The sequence below is a fragment of the Paenibacillus sp. FSL R5-0701 genome, from assembly GCF_037973995.1.
Classification (GTDB): Bacteria; Bacillota; Bacilli; order Paenibacillales; family Paenibacillaceae; genus Paenibacillus.
The window spans coordinates 6,804,413-6,827,027 of sequence record NZ_CP150230.1; the positions used below are offsets into that span (position 1 = coordinate 6,804,413).

Consider the following 22,615-nt stretch of genomic DNA (forward strand, 5'->3'; position numbering starts at 1 on the left):
CTTACAATAACATCTACAATTTGCCCAAGGCATCTTCAACCGGATGCTCCCCGGCAATCAGATCAAAGGCCATCCGGTACGTCTTCTCTTCCTGCAAAGAAGCCACGATTACACGGGCTACATCTTCACGCGGGATGCTTCCTGGCTCCAGATCGGTTCCAACTGCAATCTTGCCTGTGCCCGGTTCATTCTTCAGACCACCTGGACGTATAATCGTGTAATTGAGATCACTTGCAAACAACACACGATCCGCATAATGTTTCGCCACGTAATAAGGCTTAATGGACTCTGACCATTTCTCCCGTTGATCTGCGCCATACGCACTGACCAGAATATATCTGGAGATTCCTTGCTGCTCTGCGGCTTCCATCGTTTTCACCGCACCGTCGAGATCAATCAGCAGTGTTTTGTCCTGACCGGTAGATCCGCCAGAACTCGCCGTAAACACAATCGCATTATGATCCTTCATTGCCTCAGCCAAGTCCTCCACACTACCCTCCAGGTCACCAATTACCACATCTGCACCGAGTTCCTTCAGTGCATCCGCCTGCTCCGGTTTGCGGATCATAGCCGTTACTTTATGTTTGCCTTCCTGTGCCAGCTGCTCCACCACAAACTTACCGATTTGTCCATTTGCTCCTATAACTAAAACGTTCATACGTCATTTCTCCTCTCAGTTGAACGGGCTGCTTGTTGTTGCGCTCCCCGTTCCTTTTATTTAAAGATGCTCATCCTATAATTTAAACGAAAGCCGGCGCTTCTAAGCGCCGGCTTCATGTCCATGCCCGTTCAGTACCTCTATGAAATGTGAAGTCTTCCGTTGTTCCATTAATATGCCATATCCCCTAGGTGGTTTATACGCCACCTCACATCGACCACTTCTGCCGCACCTTTTTTCCATCTGAATATCTGTTTTCCTTTGTAATCGTGACAACCAAAAAGGACGCCCAAAAGGGCGCCCTTGAATGGCATTAAGATTAGTAAGCCAGTGCGAACAAACCGTGAATATGAGCCAGGTAACGGATGTTACTTGCTTCTTTCATCATGGTTGCAGGCAGACCTTTCAGACGAGTCTGGTTGCCACCGATCATGCCGACAGCATCTTTACGACCCAGACTTCCCAGCGTACCGGAGAATACTGGTGTGAAGGATTCCATTGCGCCACCTTTGAACATAACGCCCAAGTTGTGACCAATAGTCTCACCCATTTGCCAAGCCAATTGTGCTGTTGGAGGGTAAGGGCGAGCACCTTCGCTAGGGAAGACCACTGCGCTGTCACCAGCAACAAACACGTCTTTGTGAGAAGTAGATTGCAGAACTTCCGTAACTTTCGCACGGCCACGATCCACTTCAATTCCGCTGTTAGCAACAACAGCGTTGCCTTGTACGCCACCTGTCCATACGAGTGTGTTCGTAGGGATGGAGCTGCCGTCTTTCAGCAGAACTTCGTTTTCTTTCATCTCGGTAATCGCTACGCCAACGATGAAGTTAACGCCACGTTTCTCAAGACTTGATTTAGCACGTTCAACCAGCTCTGGCGGGAATCCTGCCAGGATGGAAGGACCTGCTTCAACTGTGTACAGGGATACTTCTTTGAAGTCGATGCCTTTTTCTTGACATACAGCAGGAAGCAGGTCAGCGAATTCGCCAACAAGCTCAATACCTGTCAAGCCGCCGCCACCAATAACAAACGTAGCGTCTGCTTTGTTGCCGGACTGTTTGTAAGCATCAAGACGTGCTTCAACGTGTGCACGAATACGGTTTGCATCGCTAACCGATTTGAGCGTGAAGCTGTACTCTTGCAATCCCGGAATTCCGAAGAATGCCGTTTCGCTGCCCAAGGCAACGACAAGTGCATCGTAAGAGTATGTGGAGCCGCTGGTCATCAGAACTTTTTTCTCGTCCGGCTTGATTGTATCCACCGTATCGATTTTCAAGTTCACGTTTTTGCCACGCAGCAATTTTTCAAGTGGAAGAGCAACTGCTTGTTCAGCAATGCTTCCCGCTGCAAGACGGTGCAGTTCCGTGATAATTTGGTGTGTAGGGTAACGGTTCACGACAGTAATTGTCGCTTCTTCCGGAGACAAGTATTGACGCGCAGTCAATGCAGTCAACAGACCGCCGTATCCTCCACCCAAGATCAAAATTTGCTTCGACATATCCATCCTCCGTTCTTCTAAGTCTTAACGTTTCGGTTGTTGACGCTCGTTCAAGATGCTCAAGAAAGATTGAGCAAAACGAAGCGATTGTTGTACGTTTGGATCTTTAAGCATTTTCAGCATAGCGAACAAGCCAACTGAAGTTTGCTCTGTTTGCGCACGGTCATTGGCTTCGATGGCAGCAGAAGCTACACCTTTAGCTTTGTCTACAACAGGCTTAGCGAACTCGCCCATTGCGCTCATTGTGTCGCTGATCAGAACTTTGTCTGTTGCTACACTTTGTGCAAAGTCATAAGCTTTTGTCATAGCAGTAACCATTTCAGCCAATTTAGGCAGGTTCTCCACCAGAACGGTTAAAGACTCCTGTACCTCAGGCTTCATCAGTTGATCCAGAACGTCCAAGGACTGGCGCTCGGAAACGTTGGCACCTTCTGTAACTGGCACCTCTTGTTGAGTAGGCGATTGTGACATAAGAGAAAGTCCTCCTTTACTTTGGGATAGAAGTCCGCGACTTTCATGATGCCTGTCAAGCAGAGCCGAACCACAAAATACATCGAATACATTTAAATGTACCAAATTTCACACAATAGGATGAGCGTAGCTCAGGGCCACTCCCATATCATGCATTGTATCTTGGATCTATTGCGGACAACATGTGTTGACGCACAAAACGACAAGCAGGCCGAAACCGAACTCTATACCCTTATATTACACCTCTTACACATGAACATGAAAAAGAAATTTTTTACACTTGTGAAGATATTGTGAACATTGTAACAAAATCGATTTTTTTGTCAACCCATGAAGGCAAGCTAACGCCGCCGATCCTCCTGTCCAAAATCTGTATTCCTACCACATGTGGTATTAAGACAAGATCACATATGACCAGATGTGCGATATGTACACAAGGAAGGATTCGTTTATCCAAATGTTCAGGAATTGTTTTCCAATATCACAATTTTCATGCAACGAAATTGGTCACTGTCGTTATTATGCAGCGTTGGGCTCAGCCTTATTCCATCATTGAGACATCTTTTCTATTTCAAGTATGAACCTCTTGCGTCACGAATGCAAAACTCGGCACAAACCCATTGCGTTTAGAATACGGACATCCCGGTTAATAAGGACTACACCAGAAACGAAGGAGATGTTCGATATGAGTAATTCAACTAGCGATAAAATCAAAGCAGGCGTTAACAAGGCCAAAGGCGAAGTGAAGGATCAGATCGGTAATGCAACCAATAACAGATCCCTTCAGGCTGAGGGTAAAAAAGACAAAGCCAAAGGTGCCGTACAGGATAAAATTGCCGACGTTAAAAGAGATCACTAGATCCTTTTGATGCAAACCTCAGAAAGCACGAAGATTTCGTGCAATAGATCGTTTTAAAATAGCCTGACCGTCCGTGTTCGGAAGTTATCCGAATGTGAGACGGAGGCGCAAAAAAGCCAAGGAAGGTGTTACTCAATACACCCTTCCCTGGCTTTTTTTGTGCTTTTTATACTGCTGGAACTGCGTATCTTGCCATATCGATAATGAAACTGCGCGTTTCCCTTGTTGTATGGTATTCACGGCTGAACTGTCTGACCCATTCGGGATGTTCCCGATACCAGCGGAAGGTTTTTTCCAATCCCTTTTCCAACGTGGTTTGCGGTAACCATCCCAATTCCGCTCGCAACCTGCCTGAATGTACGACCAGACTGGACCCTCTGGATTGGGTTGGTTCCTGCTCCCGAATCTCTATTGCAGCTACCGATCGATCCATCGGTTTCAATATCTCCCCGATCTCCTGCATGGTTGTTCCAAGCCCTGTTGATATGTTGTAGACCTGTCCGTCTTTGCCTTTCAGCATGATCTGTTCAATGGCCCGGAGGGCATCATCTACATACAAGAAATCACGCACTGCCGATCCCTGAATATCCAGAGGCAGTCCGTCCAACATCCGACCAAAGTTTCGGGGAATAATACGGTCTGGTAATTGCCATGGACCATAGAGGTTGGTCAAACGAAAGAGTTTGACTGGAAGCTGGTAACATTGAGCATAGGAGTGAGCCAGCATTTCACATGCAACTTTGGACGCGGAATAAGGAGAGACGGGTGCATACGGATCTGATTCGTGATAGACTCTGCCCCAATCACCGCCATACACTTCCACGGATGAAGCCAGCAAGACTGGAATGTGATGTTCCGTAGCATATTGCAGGATAGCCTGTGTGCTAAGTGTATTATTGCGGAAAACTTCCCCTGGCTGATGATACGAATAATCCACGTGTGGCATGGCCGCCAGATGGATAATGTAATCTGTTCCTGAAGGTAGATGAATCCGGTCATATGCAAGGTTACAACAGATGAACGGCATCTCATGCAGAGGAGAGATATGAACAAGTCTCTGACAGTAATCATCCCGATCCAGAAGGGTAATTCGATGCCCCTTTTGCGCCAAATACTGTGAAAGATTAAATCCCACAAATCCAGAAGCCCCTGTAATCACAATGTTCACACACGATTCCCCCTTGCGATTTATACAACGAGTGCATTGAAGAGAGTTTATGTACTGAGTATAACCTTAAAATGATACATTTTGTATCGTTTTACAATTGTTTTTTGTTCGTCCTTGACGTTATCGGGTAATTTATAGTGAGGTGATGTGAGATGAATGAACGGAAAAAGGACATAGAGACGTTATTCCTTCAGGATGACGGTGTAATTCCCAATCATCCGACCCTGCCTGTGCTTTTGTATAAGAACGTATGGGCTGAAGAGGCTCTTCATGCAGAATCGTTGCTGAACCGTAATGGATGGGGAAATAGCTGGTTGAATGGTGTGTTCAATTATCATCATTATCATAGTAATGCTCATGAGGCTCTTGCTGTGGTGAGTGGATTCGTGAAACTGATTTTAGGCGGAGAACATGGTCAGAAAGTTTACCTTCAAACAGGCGACGTTGTTGTGCTTCCCGCTGGGACAGGGCATAAACGTCTGGAGTCCAGCACTGATTTTCGTATTGCCGGTGCTTATCCGGGCGGCATGAGTTACAACACACGCACAGGTGAGGAAGACGATCGTGCCAAGGCTCTTCAGGAAATCCGAGAAGTTCCGATACCGGATACCGATCCGGTCTATGGACAGAACGGGCCACTACTAGAAATCTGGAATGGGAAGAAGTCATAATACAAATGAAGATCATAAAGACGAATGTTATTGGACAATGCACAAGTGAAACTGGTTCAGTACTTAATGAGAAACAAATAGACTGTTCCCCGGACATGTAGGAGTTACTCACCGGTGGAACAGTCTATTTAAGTGTTAAATCTGAACAGCTTGTAACGGAGACACTTCGTGATCATCTTCCTATATGGGTAAGGAACTGCTCAAATCTTCCGTCTTATTTCAAACTTTGCGATCTCGTCGCTTGTTTTTCTATCTGTGCGTTTCAGCCTTAGTCCCTTTCAGCGCTCGGCAAGCCGAATACTGTAATACCTCATTGCAAGTGGCTTTCCATCCATTTCAAGTTGGCCTTGCAGCACCAGTTGTCGTAGACGGTACTCCACGAACGCATCACTTATATGCTGGCTACTTGTACCAATCACTTCACCCACAATACGAGCTGCTCGGATATACTTGCCTGGCTCCCAGTTCGGTGTCAGTTCCCTCACCTTCTGCATAATGTACTCGTCCAACGCATCTTCAGTTAAGCTCCGAATCACGCCATTCTCCATCATACGTAATAGCCCAGGCTGTACCGAAAGTTCCAGCCAATCCTGCTCCAGTTGGCGGCGCTCTGGCTTGGACAATGGCTCTTGCTCAGAGCAGACGTGCCACATCGCCAAAAGCTTTTCCGGAAGAATCTCGCCTGTGTGGAGAACATCGTATTGAACGTCAGGTCTATCAAATAATTGCTTATATAAGCCACTCGTTTCGATAAGATATATGGGGCTCTCGCTGTTCCGCAATAGATACATGGCGTAAAGCAGTCCCGTCTTCTCCCGTGCATTATTCGCATACCAGATAATGATCGACGTCTTGGAATCAAAGGACTGTATTGTGGCTTCGAGATCAAATAATGATTCCAGTTCATGCATGCCATATGCCTCACGGTCATTGAGACACATTCGTTCGGTCAGCCAGAGATGCCTGCGTTGCAAGTCTGCACGCCGGGTGAGATCACCTAATGGCCCTACCGCATAATTATCATCTATAGAGAAATAACTCCGTTTTTCCTGATCAGGTAATGTACTCATTCCCATTTTCAGACTACTCAGAGGTGATTCTCCAAACGTAATATGAATTTCATTTGGCTTGTCAACCTCGGCGAGAGCTTGTTGTTCCAGACGACCCAGATCAAATGGGGTATCCATATTTCGAAACAGTGACTGTACCGCTTCCGCAAAATCCACCTTTTCGCCTTGCTCTTCCTGCCGCTTGACCACATGTCCTGACTTCATATAGAGCACACGCAGTACTGAACGAAGTTCATCTTCACTCATACGATTTATCGTTCGGCTGAATGCATAGATATTATCATTCATGCTAGGTCCTCCTTCGAGCTAACGAGATAACTGACATCCCATATCTGCATACTGATCATTCTTTTATTTATGAAGAAATCGATTTGCCAGTTGGTTGATTCAGATCATGTAGATCTTCACCATCTGACGATGACCGGGTAAAGTGTCGCTCCAGTTTGCGGCTTGCCCACAGGGATACCGCAATAAACAGCAATACGCCTACCCAGCGTATAGGGTGCTCCAGAAATTGTTCCACATTGGAACCGATATACGTAACCGAGAAGATCATGATCGCTTTACCACAACCCACCGCAAGCAGGAAGGATAACAATCGCATTCGCGCGATACCTGCCGCCACGTTAATAATGACAAACGGACCTACCGGGAAGATACTCAGCAGAAAAACATAACTGAATGCATTCCTTCGAATCCATACCATGCTGCGTTGCACACGAGGTTTGCGTGCCCATCGCTCTACAAAAGCGGATTTCCCAATCTCCCGTACGATCAGGAATGTAACGGTACAACCGAGCACCATGCCGATCCATGAATATATAAATCCTGCCCACAGACCATATACCGCACCGTTTACGCCCACAATCAACAGCGTTGGAAGCGGCGGTACAAATGATTTCATAAACGTAAGCAAAATTCCCGGTAACGGGCCCAGGGAGCGAAACTTCTCCAACCAGAAACGAATATTTTCTTCCGTAATATATGACATAATGTCTAATGCTGCCGGGGTCATCTGCATCCATCCAATCTATACAGTCTAGGTTCTCAGGTTTGATGTTCACTATACATTTCATCATTCTTATGGATGATGAAGCTTCTTTAGCAACTCCCTCCCAGTATAACGTACATCTTCGATGAACACCGTTGTCAATTTGAAGAAATTATTGCACAGCAAACTCATTTCCCACCCCAATCAAAATTAAATCAAAAAAGCACACCTCGACCTCTGTGGTCTTGGTGTGCTCTTTATATCAAAACCCCGATTTCATCTTCGGGGGCATTTATCCTTCTTCCAGCTGCGCTTCCTGCATGGCCAGTTCAATCAATTCTGCCTGATGGGCAGCATTCCATTCGGGAATACCGGAACGCATGAACTCTTCGGCATCCATCGCTGCTTTGGACTGGTTGCACAGATTACAGGCGCAGACACAGTTGAGCGGAGTGGTATGTCCACCTTTGGCACGCGGCAGCAGATGGTCAATCGTATCTCCATACGATCCACAGAAGTAACAGGTGTAGTGATCCCGAGTCAGAATATACCGCTTGAAATCCTTGTTGCTGAACAATCGGCGAATCGTGTACCGATTGACCACCACAGCGGCTTTTTCCTTGACCAGCGTGACCGCAAGCTCCATGTCCACTTCCTGATGCCAACGTCTGCCCTTGTCGGTCTTACCCCTCATCCGTACCATGCCTTGCCGATTGGTCCGGAGCGAAGCCGGATCTTCCGGGTCGATGGCTACCGGGGCCGACGGGGTCTGGCGGCGGGGACGGCCATCCGTGCCAGCCCCGTGGCTTCGGCTGGCATGCGCGGGTCGCTGCCCAGATACACCGCGGGCAGCGTCTTCGCCGTTCGCCTTGGGCGCACGCTCCTTGCGCGCCTGGCGCGGCTTGGACCCTGGCGAGCCAGGCTGGCGCCCGGTGGCGGCAGGCTGTGCCTCAGCCGCCGTAGGCGCAGCGACCGTGGTGGCATCGCCACGGTCGCTCAGTGCCGGCGCATGGGCCTCAGCAGCTACGCTGCGGGCCTGCCCTGCGCCGGGCGCGAGCGCGGCAGCACGCTTGCGGCGCCGCTTGCGCTTGCGTTTGGCTGCGGTCGGTTGATCCGCAGCCATGGGCTCTGCTGCCGGGCCTTGCGGCTCAGCCGGCAGCAGAGCTTGGTGGGCCGCCGCAGCTTGCTCGGCGGCCCGCACTGCAGCGGCAGCTCGCGCGCTTGCCCGCTGTGCAGTGCCTTTTTCATTCGCAGCAGCATGCCCCTGCGAATGCCCTTCTTCCCCACGCCAGTGCTCGCCTGGCTGTGGCTCAACCAAGACCTCACCTGCCAAACCATCATGCTCCAGACTCGTCTCTCTCAGCTCATTGCCCGTTATGCTCTCCGATCGCTTGCTCTTTCTCCGTCTTCTCCTCTTCTTCCGAATACCCGAAGAAGAGGGGGAGGAAGTCACCAAGTCAGCACGTTCATCGTCATTCGAAGATGACGAGCCTGCTGAGGGTTGAGACACCAGAATTCTGTCAGACCCAGACACCGTAGCAGCTCCCTGCTCCATACCATGGGAGGTATGACTTGCCTCATTTCTTGCAGATGCAGAGGGTCTGGCAGTAACAGCACGTGTCTCCAAGCCATCCCGTTGACGCTCCATCCGTTCATTCGTTCGCCCGCTCACACTTGAACCTGCCTCGTGGTCAGCCTGTCCACCAAGCTGGCGACAGCTACGGCAGGCTCCCCGCCTGGCTCCGGGACCTGCCCGCTTTCCGGTTCTGCGCCGGAATTCGGACATTGGCCGCTGTTGTCCGCAATACATACACGTTTTGCTCAGTCGCGCTTCTTGTTCCGTCTTTCCTTGCCGGAAAGGGGCTGGACCCGTCTCCATGTTGTCACCTCGGTTCCGTATGAATCCGGTTTCTTTCTATTGTATCACATCTGCTCGTGAACACCCTCATGGCCATAGGCCTGATAATCTTTCGAGTTGTACTCCTGTGTCTGTTCACTGCATTCGTGAAGAATGTGTTCCACATATTCCAATATATCCTGCATCGGTCTCCCGCATTTTTCGCATGTTGTCATTATATTCACCTTAATCCTGTTATCCATAATGTATTATCGTTCCGCCTTATGATTACCCCTTATACATGAAAAAGAAACACTCGTTCCCCACATCTAGCATATCTATATAGACGAAAAAACCGCTCCCCGCTCTCCCCTAAGGTCGACCAAGAAACGGTTTATTATTCCTCTAATTGGAAATGTATCTTAACGTACGTCCAATTGTCCCGAGTTCTGTTGTGGCGCGAGACGTGGTTTCGGTTTTGGCAGATTGCCAAAGATGACCCATGCATATGGAACAAACCTTGCCGTCAATCCAACGACAATCCACGAAGCGATCAGAGCTACACCGAATCCTCCGGCATACCACAGATGCACTAACCAGGAAACACCTGTTTGCGGTGGAAATTCACGATACACCAGCAGGAAGAAGGGATGGATCAGGTAGATGCCAAAGGACAATGCCCCAAGCCGATTCAGCGGCTTGACGATGAGTGACGGCCCTTTGCGATAGAGCAGATAGGCAATCTGGATAAGTACCAGCGCACAAGCAAAGGTATGCACATTCCAGAAGAATTCATACCACAGTGTGTTATACGTTGCGATCTTCAGACGCAGCAGATAATAGATATACACATGGCCAAGTCCGGCAATGATCCATACCGCCCAGAGCAGAATCCATGAAGCTACGCGTCCTTTGGTGGCATTGGCCCGACTGATGACAAACCATTGCTTGATTTTAGGGAAATACACCCCGATAAAAGCACCCAGCATGAAATAGGAGAAGTACGAGAACGCCCAGCTTCCCTTGTTGGGTACCTGGAATCCATATTTATTACTTACGATGAATGCCCATTGAATCAATAGTCCAATCGGAACAGACCATTTCACCACAGAAGGATACTTCTTAAGCAACCATAACACCAATGGGAATAACAGATAAAATTGCATGTTAATAAATACAAAGTACAGATGTGTATAGGCCTTACCTGTAAACAATTTCGTGATAAAACTTACTGCCGATTCGCCGAAAGGCCGGCCCTGATAATGCGTGAAATGCAGCAAAACAAAATACATTAATGAAAACAGGAAGTATGGAAGCAAAATATACACAAATCTTTTCTTGTAGAAGTTACTCACGAGTTTCTTATCCAGCGGACGGGAATAATAGTTATAGAACAGTACAAAACTGCTCATAAAAATAAAGGTTGGCGTACCATATTTCATAAAGATATTAATAAAGTTGTACAGCCAGTAGTAGCCTGAACCCGTCATGTCCACCGTCGCATAGGACGTGGAATGCACGCACAGTACGCCGATAATTGCCATGGCACGCACCAGATTCAGTTCTGGAATTCGCTCTCTTTTCAGTGTTTCACTCATGTTTACGTTTCTCCTTAATGTGTTCGTCAATATGTCAGATATGACTTAATACAATAAAGCTCTCTATCTATTAAAAGCCATAATGCTTAAGATGGATAGTCCATTTTCTTAACAATTCCTAAATTTTCAACACATTTCACACTATTTTCATGTCTATATATGTAAAAAAGACCGCAAGTACGCGGTCTGTGGTACATCCTGCTCTCAACCAAATGAATATTGGATCAACCGGATGAGAATGGTAAATTTGGGTTTGGGCATGCATCCCGCCCCTGACTGAGTCTACTTCGCACGACTCGCCAGAATCTGTTTATACACATCAATCGCTGCCTGTCTCGATGCCTTCAGATCAACAATGGCATCCTTGCGCGGCTGATGGATGTCCTTGCTATGCAGATCCTTCAATTCAGGCAACCACTTGCGAATATAATCACCTTGCGGATCATACTTCTCGGATTGCGTTACTGGATTGTTCACGCGAAAATACGGAGCCGCATTCTCCCCAAGCGAGGCACACCATAACCAGTTACCACGGTTTTGAATGTTATCATAGTCACGTAGCTTACGCCTGAAATAGGCTTCACCCAAGGTGAACGAGCATTGCAGGTTTTTGGTGAGAAACATCGCCGTGAGAATCCGCAGCCGGTTTGGCATATGTCCGGTTTCATTCAGTTCCGTCATCGCTGCATCAATAATCGGAATGCCAGTCTCCGCCTTGCACCACCGTTCAAAGTGATCATCATGGAGAGCCGAGAGATCGTACACCTTTTCATATGTAAAATAGTGACTCTCATAGACCGCTCGATACAGATAGAAGTCGCGGAAGCACAACTGCCTGATCCATTCCCCAGCCTCAGCCGTGCGACTCGCCGCATCATACATTTTGCGAATGGATACAGCCCCCACAGCTACGTAAGAACTGAGATGACTTGGCTCGTACGCCTCATATTCATCCCGATGATCCCCATATTCAGCAATTCGATCCGACAAAAATTGATCCAACAGCAGATGTGGGTCCTCGTCATTCGAACGACTGCCCTCCAGCAACTCTGGAGGTACCTGCATTGCATCCGGCCATTCAATCTGACGATCACTCACCTTCAACGCTGCAACCGTTGTTGCCGAAGGAGGGTTGGGATGTTCATTCATGAATTCCACCCACCGCCGATGAAAAGCCGCAAATACCTTATATGGCTCCGACTTGCCTGTAAAATTGGCAAATCCATTCAGATCCATCAGCAGATGATCCGTCAGTTGTGTGAACGTAACCTCGTGCGCCTCACTGACTTTGCGTATGGCCCTATCCCGCTCGATTGCATATGGCGTCATGTCCCGATGGACCACAATCTCGTTAATCTCACCTTCGAATTCGTTCAGGATGAAATCAACCACTTCAGCCGGTTTGCCATAAGCAACATGCAGTTTTCGTTTGGCTTCAAGATACTGTCTGCCTAATTCCGCTGCGTGCTGCCTGAAATTCACACCGCTGTGTTCCTTCTCTCGGCCTTGCCGCAGGAGGAATGAATCATAGATGAGAACATGCACACTCTCTTCCTGGTGTTCCCGCAAATAATCGAATGCGGCCAGATCATCCGTACGCAAATCTTTGCGGTGTATGAATAGCTTCATGCTCACCCTCCTGTCTGAACTTACATTACATACGTTTATTTATCCGTCAGGTTCTGATATAACCTGCTTGTTTCGGGCTCCGGCTGATATCCCAGATCCTCATTTAATGTCAATGTAAATGAATGATATAAACGAAGTATGCCTTGCTGATCATCCATGGATGCATACACTTCCATCATGAGTCGGCAGATCTCTTCCGAATAAGGCTCCCGTTCCTGCAATATCGTTAATTGCTCAATCGCTTCCTTGCCACGACCATGCTCCATATCCCATCTCGCGATATCCATAACCAGCGCTGTATACTTGCGTCTGAGTTCCCTTGCTTTGGCCTGTGCCCAACGATAGTCATGCTCTTCCAGATAATCGCCACGATAAAGCGGAATCATATGTCTCAAGTCTTCAACATTGTCTGATGTGATGACGTTGTAGACCATGGCTTTTTCAAATTGATCCACATCACTTACCAGATTGCCTGATAACAGACGATAACGGTTCATATTGTACTCCAGCTTGCCTGTCATGTTCCATTCCTTAAGCAGCTTTCGAATCTGGTACACGGAAGTATGTAGATGGGTTAATCCCTTTTCCTGGGAAACATCACCCCATAGCTTATCCAGCAGAATCTCCTTGCTTACCCATTCTTCCCTGTGATGAAACAAAAAAGCAAACAATTCCTGTGATTTGGTTGTACGCCACTTATGTTTCTTGGCACCCTGATCCAGACTTCTGTAGATATCCAGATGTTTGAACGTAAGCAGCCCCGGAACTTCAGTATCCAACTCCACAGATACAGGTTCCGATTCCTGTACCTCGGCGGTGGCTGCAACTTGGGAAGTATGCAACATTATGCCCGCTACTCGATCAATGGTTTTGGTCAATCGGGCGGAACTTACCGGTTTCAGTACATAATCCAGTGCATGCAACTCAAATGCTTCCACTGCATGGTCCGCATAAGCCGTAACAAAGATAATACGAATACTCTGATCCAATTGCTGTATATATTCAGCCGCTTCCAGGCCATTCATCTCGGGCATTCCAATGTCCAAAAATACAACATCTACACGTTCGTTTGCCAGAAAATGAAGACCATCACGAGCTGTTGAAAAACATTGCACGGGTGTAATTCGTCCGTCCGTTCGTAGTAGTCGCTCCAGATGAAGCTGCGCTGGCTTCTCATCATCGATCACAATGGCTCTCACCGTTCTTTCAGCCTCCTGCCATGAAAGATTCAATAGGAATACCGATTTTATCAGCACCCGCTTATTAATCTGTTAACCATAATTGCTTCACTCTGCACACTAATTGGAATAATCCACCTTTTGCACAGGGATACGGAATCGGATCTGCGTGCCTTTACCCACATGGCTATGAATCTCCAGTCCCTGACCATAGAGAGACATCAGGCGACGGTTTATATTTTGCAGCCCGACACCTCCCGGACCTTCGGTGCGCCCAGACTTGACCTGAGCCATACGCTCAGGAGGGATACCTACACCATCATCCTGGACCTGGACGACTACATGCTCGCTCTCTTTGAAAATCCTAAGATGAACAGTCCCGCCGGCTGCCCGCTCCATCACGCCGTGGCGAATGGCATTCTCCACAAGTGGCTGAATACTGAGAGGTGGCAGATACAGATGTACGTCCGATTCCACCTCATACTCAACCACCAGTCTTTCCTCAAATCTCGCCTGTTCCAGATGCACATAAGACTCCACCAATTCCAGCTCTTTGGTCAAAGGAACAAGCTGCTCCCTGTTCTGGAAGTCAAAACTTCCGCGCAGGTAATGACTCAGTTCAATCAGCAGATCTGTTGCTTTGTCCGGATTCACTGCACAGGTCGCGATAATAACATTGAGTGCATTATATAGAAAGTGTGGCTTGATCTGGGCCTGCAAAAAGGCCATTTCGGTCCGAATAGCTTCCTGCACAGAACTCCGCATCTCAATTAACGTCCGAACCCGGGCACGCAATTCACCGGCATCCACCGGTTTGCTCAGGAAGTCATTGGCTCCCGCCTGGAATCCGTGTTTGATATCCTCAGGCAACCCGCGGGCGGTCAGCATCAGAATCGGTAACTCCGACAAGGAACTGTGCTCGCGCAATTTGCGACATAACTCAAGCCCGGACATCTTAGGCATCATCCAGTCCGTAATAACAAGATCAATGGACGGGAACTCCTCACGGAGTTTCAATGCAGTGGACCCGCTGTCCGCTGCAATCACGCGATATCGTTCTGTCGACAATAGGTTAAGCAATACCTGTCGATTCACGGGGTCATCGTCTACAATCAGAATCGTATGCTCCGCTTCCGGAAGATCATCCGGCTCATCTGACTCTCTTGTCACAAGCTCCTTCGCCCCTGCCCCCTGTGCAGCAACATATCGGGCGGCAACTGGTTTCGAATGAGATTGCAACATAGGCAACTTCATAACAGGCAGGGTGAAATGAAAGGTCGAACCTTGCCCCGGCGCCGATTCAACCCAGATCTCACCACCGCCAAGCTCAACGAGTTTTCGCGTAATACTCAGACCCAGTCCGGTTCCATTGCTCAATCGCTCGATCGTGCCGTTACTCTGCTCATACGCCTGGAAGATATCCTCCTGTTTGTCCAAGGCAATGCCTACCCCTGTATCCGCGACCGATACCTTCACCCAATCCCCCTCCACACTGGCGTACAATCGAATCTCACCCTGCTCAGTGTACTTATAGGCGTTACCCAGCAAGTTATACAGAACTTGCCTTAGGCGATCTTCATCTGCCTCAACAAGCGGCAACGACTGGGGCCATTGTTGAATCAATATAACCGGCTTGTCCTCAAACGTGAAACCCGAGACTTCAACCACAGTACGAGCAACGGATTCCAGATCGACAGCTACCCGTTTTAACTCGATCTCACTATTTTTTAATTTGGAAAAATCCAAAATATCGTTAACCAGCAGTGAAAGGCGTTTGCCGGTTGAAGTAATCATGGAGAGATTTTTGGCTTGCTTGGGCGTGACTGCTCCGGCCGCCCCTTCCAGCATGGATTGCGCAATATTAATGATGCCATGGAGGGGAGTTCGCAGCTCATGAGACGTGTTCGCCATGAACTCGTCCTTCAGGCTGTCGATGGCAAGCAAACGCTCTGACAGGGCTTCCACGTCTCGGAATGATTGTGCGAAGCGGATTGCGGTCACTATCATCTGGGCAAATACAAATAATAAAAGTTCAATCAGCGCAAAGAACGCTGTGTCTAGGGTAGTGAACGCACCAAGCGTATACAACACAACAACCATGAGTATGCTCATCATACTCACCAGTGCAAAGTGGCTGTCATTCGGCCGGCCTTTCAACCAATAGAACATGGCTCGCAGCGTATACAACATGACAACAAGCGAGATCAGCAACATGGGAAGCTCAAGAGACGAGAACAGTGTCGGTGGAAGCGTAAGACCCACAATAGTCTGGGTAACGATTAGCACTACAGCCAGACGAACAAACCACTGATGAACTGCTCCTGGCACACGGGCATCCATATACCGAAGCAAAAAGTAATAGGCAGCGGCTGAACTAAGGAGCTGAATCCGAAGTATCTCATTATTGGTCAGGAACGGTACAAACGTACCCAGTAACTTCTCCCCATGTGTCAGGGCGTATAGCGCACCAGAAAGGCTGAATAATCCGAGAAAACGAAGCTCCTTCTCCGTACGTCGTAATCTGAACAGAAGTAGAAAAAAGGCGGCTGGCAAGATAAAACCGAATAAGGCCATCAGATCCTTGAGCCAACCTTGTTGCTGGCTTTTCAGAATACTATGCTCGTCTCCAAACAAAATAGGCGCTACAATGCCCCCAGACGAGTAACTATAATTTGATACCTGAATGATAATGTCAGCCGTATTGCCCTCAATGGACGTGAATCCTGTAAAGGGCAGATTTAATTGTATATCTGTCGCCTTGGTCTTTCCTGGCAGACCTTTGCCGCCAATCTCTTTACCATCGATAAATACCCGGTGGGCCATGCGTATATTCTGCGTACGTATACCATAATCATTTTTCATCGTCCGGGGTGTAAGATGAACTTGCAAATGATAGGTTCCATACCCATGGGCCTGCCCCAAAGATTTGTTCCATCGGGCAGGAACTTGAGTGCCAGACGAAGCCGGCAAAGGCTTGCGACCGGATACATTTGCTTCAATATCTGCCGGACTCAGCAACTGCCCAGGGTAGAAATCCCAGACACCCTTTAAAGACGCTGCACCCTTGCGATCAAAGTCCCAATGGGTCAGGTCAATTCTTCCATCTGCAGCCTGGGGGTTACTCCGCTCACTAATTAACGTCTGGGCGATCCAACCCAGCGGAACAATGACAATGCATATGAAACTTATGGTCAGCATAATCCAGTGTTTTCTCATCTATGTATTCCTTCCATTCACAATGGCGAGAGACGTCTAATTTTGTCGATTTATCACTATAATTCATGTTACACGTTTCTGGTGCTCACGGAAATAGTTTCCGTATCAAAATCGGTCAAATTCGTTATAATTTGACGGATCTCTATCTGTTTACGCCAGCTCTTGGTACACCAAGAAACCCCAGGCCGAATTTCACCGGAATGAACGGGCGAAATGACCTGGGGGTGATTAAATGAAGATTTATTTAACAACTTGGGCAAGCTTCTGAACGATTCCGGCCCATCCCTGTTCCATACGTTCGCGTACGATAGCGTGGGCCTGTCCAAACTCGGTCAGTTTATCCGCATCCCAACCGCTGTGAATCAGCGTGAAATCCGTACCTTCGGGCTGTTCATTCAGTTGGAACGTCAACGTCCAGTCCTTACCCCAGCGGAAGGACAACTTGTGCAGCGGATGAACTTCCGTCACCTGACATGGTGATTGGCCGAAGGGGCCAGCTTCCAATATAAACTCGTGACCTTCCACGGGTTCCAGATTGCCTGGCATGAACCAGGTTTTCAGTCCCTGCTCGGTCGAGACCATTTCCCACACCTTCTCTACAGGTGCATGGAGTACCAGTTCCTGCCGGATATCTGGCAATGCGCTTGATGAACTTGATGATGAATCCATTCGAATCACCTCCTTATACATTTCATTTCCATTTCGTATGACTACCCGAATAGAAGTTGACCTCCGCTTTATCCCCACCCTATAATTGGAACATATTCCATAAAAGGTGCGTGAATCCTATGATAGTCTGCTCTGAAAAATCCATTTCCAACCGTTGCCGGAAGGGATAATCTTAACGAGTTCCCTTTCACGTTTGCAATTCATTATATCAAAATGTGGGGGACACCTATACTATGTCATTCAGTTATTACGGTCCATTATGCACCACCGTTTATGATCTAACAAAACCTGTGGGACACTCCTTGGGAGGAGATATTGAATTCTATCGCCATTATCTTCAGCGCTGCAAAGGACGTATCCTTGAAGCCATGTCGGGATCAGGCCGAGTGCTCATTCCTTTGCTTGAATCAGGCTTGAAAGTGGATGGAATTGATTATTCAATGGATATGATCAATTCTTGCCGTTCTCGTTGTATGGAGCGGGCATTACCCATGCCTGAGCTGTTCGTTGCCGATCTGGAGAAGCTTGACCTTCCATATCGATACGAGGCAATTATCATTCCCGGAGGTTCTCTGCTCCTCATCCAAGAAAGACAGGCGTCGATTAACGTATTACGTAATCTATTTCAGCATTTGGAACCTGACGGAAAGCTCGTGTTTGATCTGTTTCTGCCCGATGTGACACAACCCTCTTCCGTAGAAACATCAACCGTTTCATTACCCGATGGTGATACGATCACGGTAGAAGTGAAAACCATTGAAGTGAACCTTCTACACCAATATAAAGTAAGTCTGATTCGCTACGAACAATGGCATCAGGGTGCTCTTGTTGCTACGGAGCTGCAACAACTTACCCTACGTTGGTACGGCATAGAAGAGTTACGCCTAATTCTCGAACATATTGGTTTCTCCGACATCAAGGTATATGCAGACTTCAACCCGGATCAGCCACCTACAAAGTCGAATCAAAAATTCGTCTATGAAGCAACTCGAAGAGCGTAGTCATCCAAAATCAGGCCACAGCATGAGGTTTAACCCATGCTGTGGCCTTTTTTTACTATATAAAATTTGCAATAATATTTACACGAGAACGCAGAGGACAGAAATAACTTGAACAAGCGAAGCTACAAGCTTTCTGCAAGAAAGCTACATCGAAAGCATACACTTCGCCTTTATCCTCAGATCGGAAGGTTATTCTGTCATCGGAGTGGCAAGTGTAAATACAATTTAGAGCAAATTAGTATCCACGAGAATATTGCTCTGCAATGGCAGCTTGATCCTTGCTGACACCCAGTTCCAGAGCGGCATGGTTCGCCCAGTAAGGATCACGCAGCATACCTCTGCCAACAGCAACCAGATCCGCATCACCGTTTCCAATCACCGCCTGAGCCAATGCTGCATCCTCCAGCATACCCACTGCGATTACAGGAACGTTCAGTTCTTCACGGAAGCGACGGGCAAATGGTACCTGATACCCCGGATAGTTCCCCGGTTTCCGCTGTCCCGAAGGTCCTTCTCCACCTGAACTGATATGGAACATGTCCACGCCTGCGTCTTGGTAGGCACGAGCGATATTGATGGTGTGGTCGATGTCGTATCCACCATCCGCGTATTCTACAGCCGAAATCCGCAAAATCAGCGGCATATCTGCTGGCATTTCTTGTTTCACTGCACGAATGACTTCAACGCCAAAACGGGACAGATCCTGCCCATATACATCCTCACGATGGTTCATCAGCGGGGAATGGAACTGGTGGATCAGATATCCATGTGCACCGTGCAGTTCAATGGTATCTACTCCAGCCTGTACTGCGCGGCGAACACCGTCTGCGAACTTCTGCACCATGGCTTCTACCTCTTCCGTACTTAACGCGCGTGGTTCCTTGTACTTTTCTCCCGGAAATGTAACTACTGATGGGGCAACCGGCTGCGGAGCATCCTCTGCTTTTCGTCCTGCATGTGCGATCTGAATAGCTACTTTGGAACCGTAGGCATGAATTCCATCTACAAGTTTGGTGAAGGCCGGCACATGCTCATCTGACCATATACCCAAGTCATTATCCGTAATACGTCCATCCGGATCTACATCGGTCATCTCGATTACAATCAGTCCTGTTCCTCCAACCGCACGGCTCACATAGTGAACCTGATGCCAATCGTTCGGAATACCATCCTTCGCAGTGACAGAATATTGGCACATTGGTGCCATGACGACACGGTTATTTAATTGCAGACTCTTGAATTGATAGGGCGAAAATAATTGTTCAGTCATTAATGTTACATCTCCTGTTCCATGATCATGATATATATGAAGCCTTACTTATTTGTCTAAGTCCGAAAACAGTTTTCCGTTCTTGCCGTAATTGTCCTTCTCCAAATCCTCAATGAAGATAAAGACTTTGCTCGGATCAACATCCAGCGTCTCACAGGTCACCTGAGTCATACGTTCAATCAACTGACGTTTCTGTTCAACCGACTTGCCTTCCAGTACTTTAACCGTGATAAATGGCATGTCTAGAACTCATCCTTTCTTCATTATTTATTATGAACCTCAGTTACAGAAATACAAGTACGTACATTTTTGTGACCTAGTACCCTTTTTGATACCTAGAAATCCTCATATTTCGGATCTGCCCCATTCTGGAAATGACTGCAAAACATGATATGATAACCATAGAGAACCACAATAATTACTATACCCAATTTACATAAGTTGTGACTAACGGTTACACGATAACGGAGAGGGCAGAAATAACCTGTAGAAGCGAAGCGCTCGCCTTTATCCTCAGATTTTCACCTTTGTAAAAGTGGATCAAAAAAATCTGGGGATAACAGCGATCAGAAGGTTATTCTGGCCTCGTAGTGGATCAGTGTAAAACAAGTAGTTCAACTTATATACTACTCAAGCTAGGGAGAGGTTATATATGAAAGATATATTAATTCAAAGACTGAGTACTTATGTTCAGATGGATACCCAATCCGATGAAAATAGCGAGACATGCCCTTCCACATCCGGCCAACTGGCCTTGGGCAAACTGCTCGTTGAAGAATGTACCTCCATTGGTCTGCAAGATGTAACGATGGATGAGAACGGTTATGTCATGGCTACACTGCCATCCAATACCGACAAGGATGTTCCCGTAATTGGTTTCCTGGCTCACCTCGATACAGCGACCGACTTTACTGGCAAAAATGTCAAACCACAGGTTATCGATAACTATGATGGTGCTGACATTGTGCTGAACTCGGAGCTGGATGTAGTACTGTCCAACAAGGATTTCCCGGAACTGCACGAGTATAAAGGCCACACCCTGATCACAACCGATGGTACAACATTGCTTGGTGCAGATAATAAGGCAGGCATTGCCGAGATCATGACGGCGATGACCTATCTGATTGAGCACCCGGAAGTGAAACACGGTAAGATTCGGGTTGCTTTTACCCCGGATGAAGAGATTGGCCGTGGACCGCACAAGTTCGATGTAGCTGCTTTTGGAGCCAAATATGCGTACACAGTCGACGGTGGACCACTTGGTGAGCTGGAATACGAGAGCTTTAACGCAGCTGCCGCCAAAATTACCGTACGAGGCACCAATGTACATCCCGGAACAGCGAAGGATAAGATGGTGAACTCCCTGAAAATTGCGATGGAATTGAATCGACGCCTGCCTGTGGAGGAAGCTCCTGAATTCACGGACGGTTATGATGGGTTCTACCATCTGTTGTCTCTGGAGGGTGACGTTGAGTTGACGAAAATGAGCTACATCATCCGTGATTTCGACCGGGAGAAGTTTGAAGAACGCAAAACAAATCTGCTCCAAATCGCAAACGAACTGAAGACCAAGTATGGAGAGAAAAGCATCACGGTTGAATTGAATGACCAGTACTATAACATGCGCGAGAAAATTGAACCCGTACGCCAGATCGTCGATATTGCCCATGAAGCCATGACCCGACTGGACATCGAACCTGTTATTCGCCCCATCCGGGGAGGAACAGATGGTTCCCAACTATCCTATATGGGCATGCCAACACCAAATATTTTCACTGGTGGTGAGAACTACCACGGCAAATTCGAGTATGTATCGGTAGACAATATGGTGAAGGCAACCCGTGTCATTGTAGAGATCGCTCAATTGTTCGAACAACGCGGAGATATCTAATCCACTTGAAGTGTATAGCAAAAAGAGCACCCCTCGGTATATTCGGGAGGGTGCTCTTTGTTATACCGTATTGTAATTTAATGTGTCGCGTCATGTCGCATAGATATACAGACCTGGTCTTTATTTTAAAATGCCATCACTCATATATATTGCCTCCCGCGATGACACGCAACTGTTCCAGATCACAGATCACTAGCTTTCGCTGCACTTTGAGAATAATATCTCGATTACACAGATCTTGAACGACTCTATTAAGATGTCTATAGCTGGTGCCCAGCATATCTGCCAGTTCGGTGAGCTTGGAGGTCTGGATCTCTTCTGAAGAGGACTCCTCCTGGCCCATGGTGGACAACAGATAGCTGGCAAATCGGCTTTCGACCGGATATAACATATTCAGACTTGACAGGTTGGAAAAGGTGTACAATTTATGCGTAACTTGACTCAACATAAAGTGGAGAAACTTAGGGTTCTCTGCATACGTATTCTGGAGAGCGCGATAGCTGATACCCAGCAGCAGGCTTCTGCTCACAGACTCTACCGTATTCATAGCCTCCTTGCCATTTATCAGTTCCAAATCTCCCACGAGCGCAAGTGGTGTACTGAAACGAAGCAACAGAGACTTCCCGTTAGGCAGGGTGGTATAGATCTTGAGCTTGCCCTGCACGAGAAAATACAATCGCTCCGGTCGCTCACCTTTGGCACATATCATCTCGCCCTTCGCAGCTTCAAGTAGTCGCAACTCAGCAAGTGCAGGCTTGTCCAGCACCTGATCCAACCCATTCTCACGGGCGAGCTGCCGCACAAGTCCAAAGTCCATAATTTCTTTCATTCCGACTTCCCCTCCGTTGTCGTATATAACGCATGCAAAAGGACATATGTCCCATAATTGATATACATTCGTACAAATATCTTGATATAAAAATAGTTACAGCTAACA

Annotated in this window: 19 protein-coding genes and 1 pseudogene; 4 read left to right on the forward strand and 16 right to left on the reverse strand. The window is 47.6% G+C overall.

Going from position 1 to position 22,615, the window contains the following annotated elements:
* Positions 1-13: 13 nt before the first annotated feature.
* From MKZ13_RS29880 to MKZ13_RS29890, 3 genes are all read right to left on the reverse strand, one after another.
* On the reverse strand, positions 14-658 hold the full coding sequence (locus MKZ13_RS29880) for an SDR family oxidoreductase (protein WP_339180490.1): 645 nt from the start codon (positions 656-658) through the stop codon (positions 14-16).
* Between the two features lie 319 nt (positions 659-977).
* Entirely contained in the window at positions 978-2,159 is a 1,182-nt protein-coding gene (locus tag MKZ13_RS29885) for an NAD(P)/FAD-dependent oxidoreductase (RefSeq protein WP_036606574.1), read from the reverse strand.
* 24 nt (positions 2,160-2,183) lie between these two features.
* Entirely contained in the window at positions 2,184-2,630 is a 447-nt protein-coding gene (locus tag MKZ13_RS29890; protein WP_017691658.1) for a DUF1641 domain-containing protein, read from the reverse strand.
* 685 nt (positions 2,631-3,315) lie between these two features.
* Between MKZ13_RS29890 and MKZ13_RS29895 the strand changes: the two genes are divergently transcribed.
* Entirely contained in the window at positions 3,316-3,489 is a 174-nt protein-coding gene (locus tag MKZ13_RS29895) for a CsbD family protein (protein WP_017691655.1), read from the forward strand.
* A gap of 166 nt (positions 3,490-3,655) precedes the next feature.
* Here MKZ13_RS29895 and MKZ13_RS29900 read toward each other — a convergent pair whose 3' ends face one another.
* Positions 3,656-4,657, reverse strand: a complete 1,002-nt coding sequence (locus MKZ13_RS29900) for an NAD-dependent epimerase/dehydratase family protein (protein ID WP_221819898.1) — start codon at positions 4,655-4,657, stop codon at positions 3,656-3,658.
* A 152-nt stretch (positions 4,658-4,809) separates the two neighbouring features.
* Between MKZ13_RS29900 and MKZ13_RS29905 the strand changes: the two genes are divergently transcribed.
* Positions 4,810-5,328, forward strand: a complete 519-nt coding sequence (locus MKZ13_RS29905) for a cupin domain-containing protein (protein ID WP_339180495.1) — start codon at positions 4,810-4,812, stop codon at positions 5,326-5,328.
* 278 nt (positions 5,329-5,606) lie between these two features.
* Here the strand turns inward: MKZ13_RS29905 and MKZ13_RS29910 are convergent, their stop codons facing one another.
* The 9 genes and pseudogenes from MKZ13_RS29910 to MKZ13_RS29950 form a co-directional block, all read right to left on the reverse strand.
* Positions 5,607-6,686 carry a DUF3658 domain-containing protein gene (locus MKZ13_RS29910; protein ID WP_339180499.1) on the reverse strand — a complete coding sequence of 360 codons (1,080 nt, stop codon included), beginning with the start codon at positions 6,684-6,686 and terminating at the stop codon, positions 5,607-5,609.
* 67 nt (positions 6,687-6,753) lie between these two features.
* Complete coding sequence (locus tag MKZ13_RS29915; RefSeq protein ID WP_253504142.1) at positions 6,754-7,389, reverse strand: TVP38/TMEM64 family protein; 636 nt, start codon at positions 7,387-7,389, stop codon at positions 6,754-6,756.
* Positions 7,390-7,681: 292 nt separating this feature from the next.
* Positions 7,682-8,116: pseudogene (locus MKZ13_RS29920) on the reverse strand (HNH endonuclease); the annotation flags it as partial.
* A 1,196-nt stretch (positions 8,117-9,312) separates the two neighbouring features.
* Positions 9,313-9,462 carry a hypothetical protein gene (locus tag MKZ13_RS29925; RefSeq protein ID WP_179087885.1) on the reverse strand — a complete coding sequence of 50 codons (150 nt, stop codon included), beginning with the start codon at positions 9,460-9,462 and terminating at the stop codon, positions 9,313-9,315.
* A gap of 186 nt (positions 9,463-9,648) precedes the next feature.
* On the reverse strand, positions 9,649-10,824 hold the full coding sequence (locus MKZ13_RS29930; protein WP_237177932.1) for an acyltransferase: 1,176 nt from the start codon (positions 10,822-10,824) through the stop codon (positions 9,649-9,651).
* A gap of 282 nt (positions 10,825-11,106) precedes the next feature.
* On the reverse strand, positions 11,107-12,453 hold the full coding sequence (locus tag MKZ13_RS29935) for a deoxyribodipyrimidine photo-lyase (RefSeq protein ID WP_339180503.1): 1,347 nt from the start codon (positions 12,451-12,453) through the stop codon (positions 11,107-11,109).
* A 35-nt stretch (positions 12,454-12,488) separates the two neighbouring features.
* Positions 12,489-13,652: a response regulator gene (locus MKZ13_RS29940; protein ID WP_339180506.1), complete on the reverse strand. Its 1,164-nt coding sequence runs from the start codon at positions 13,650-13,652 to the stop codon at positions 12,489-12,491.
* A 99-nt stretch (positions 13,653-13,751) separates the two neighbouring features.
* On the reverse strand, positions 13,752-16,847 hold the full coding sequence (locus MKZ13_RS29945; protein WP_339180508.1) for an ATP-binding protein: 3,096 nt from the start codon (positions 16,845-16,847) through the stop codon (positions 13,752-13,754).
* A gap of 240 nt (positions 16,848-17,087) precedes the next feature.
* Positions 17,088-17,516 (reverse strand): SRPBCC domain-containing protein, encoded by a 429-nt coding sequence (locus MKZ13_RS29950; RefSeq protein ID WP_237177936.1) that lies wholly within the window; start codon positions 17,514-17,516, stop codon positions 17,088-17,090.
* 233 nt (positions 17,517-17,749) lie between these two features.
* Between MKZ13_RS29950 and MKZ13_RS29955 the strand changes: the two genes are divergently transcribed.
* Positions 17,750-18,517, forward strand: coding sequence for a class I SAM-dependent methyltransferase (locus tag MKZ13_RS29955; protein ID WP_237177937.1), 768 nt, complete (start codon positions 17,750-17,752; stop codon positions 18,515-18,517).
* 235 nt (positions 18,518-18,752) lie between these two features.
* Here the strand turns inward: MKZ13_RS29955 and MKZ13_RS29960 are convergent, their stop codons facing one another.
* Together MKZ13_RS29960 and MKZ13_RS29965 are read right to left on the reverse strand one after the other, a co-directional pair.
* On the reverse strand, positions 18,753-19,787 hold the full coding sequence (locus MKZ13_RS29960; protein ID WP_339180510.1) for an NADH:flavin oxidoreductase/NADH oxidase: 1,035 nt from the start codon (positions 19,785-19,787) through the stop codon (positions 18,753-18,755).
* Between the two features lie 48 nt (positions 19,788-19,835).
* The gene (locus MKZ13_RS29965) at positions 19,836-20,027 is read right to left on the reverse strand and encodes a 2-hydroxymuconate tautomerase family protein (protein ID WP_339180512.1); all 192 of its coding nucleotides are present in this window, start codon (positions 20,025-20,027) and stop codon (positions 19,836-19,838) included.
* 412 nt (positions 20,028-20,439) lie between these two features.
* Here MKZ13_RS29965 and pepT point away from each other — a divergent pair, with 412 nt between their 5' ends.
* A complete protein-coding gene (gene pepT / locus MKZ13_RS29970) occupies positions 20,440-21,678 on the forward strand; it encodes a peptidase T (RefSeq protein ID WP_339180514.1) in 1,239 nt (412 codons plus the stop codon).
* A 136-nt stretch (positions 21,679-21,814) separates the two neighbouring features.
* Here the strand turns inward: pepT and MKZ13_RS29975 are convergent, their stop codons facing one another.
* The gene (locus tag MKZ13_RS29975) at positions 21,815-22,507 is read right to left on the reverse strand and encodes a cyclic nucleotide-binding domain-containing protein (protein ID WP_339180517.1); all 693 of its coding nucleotides are present in this window, start codon (positions 22,505-22,507) and stop codon (positions 21,815-21,817) included.
* Positions 22,508-22,615: the final 108 nt, after the last annotated feature.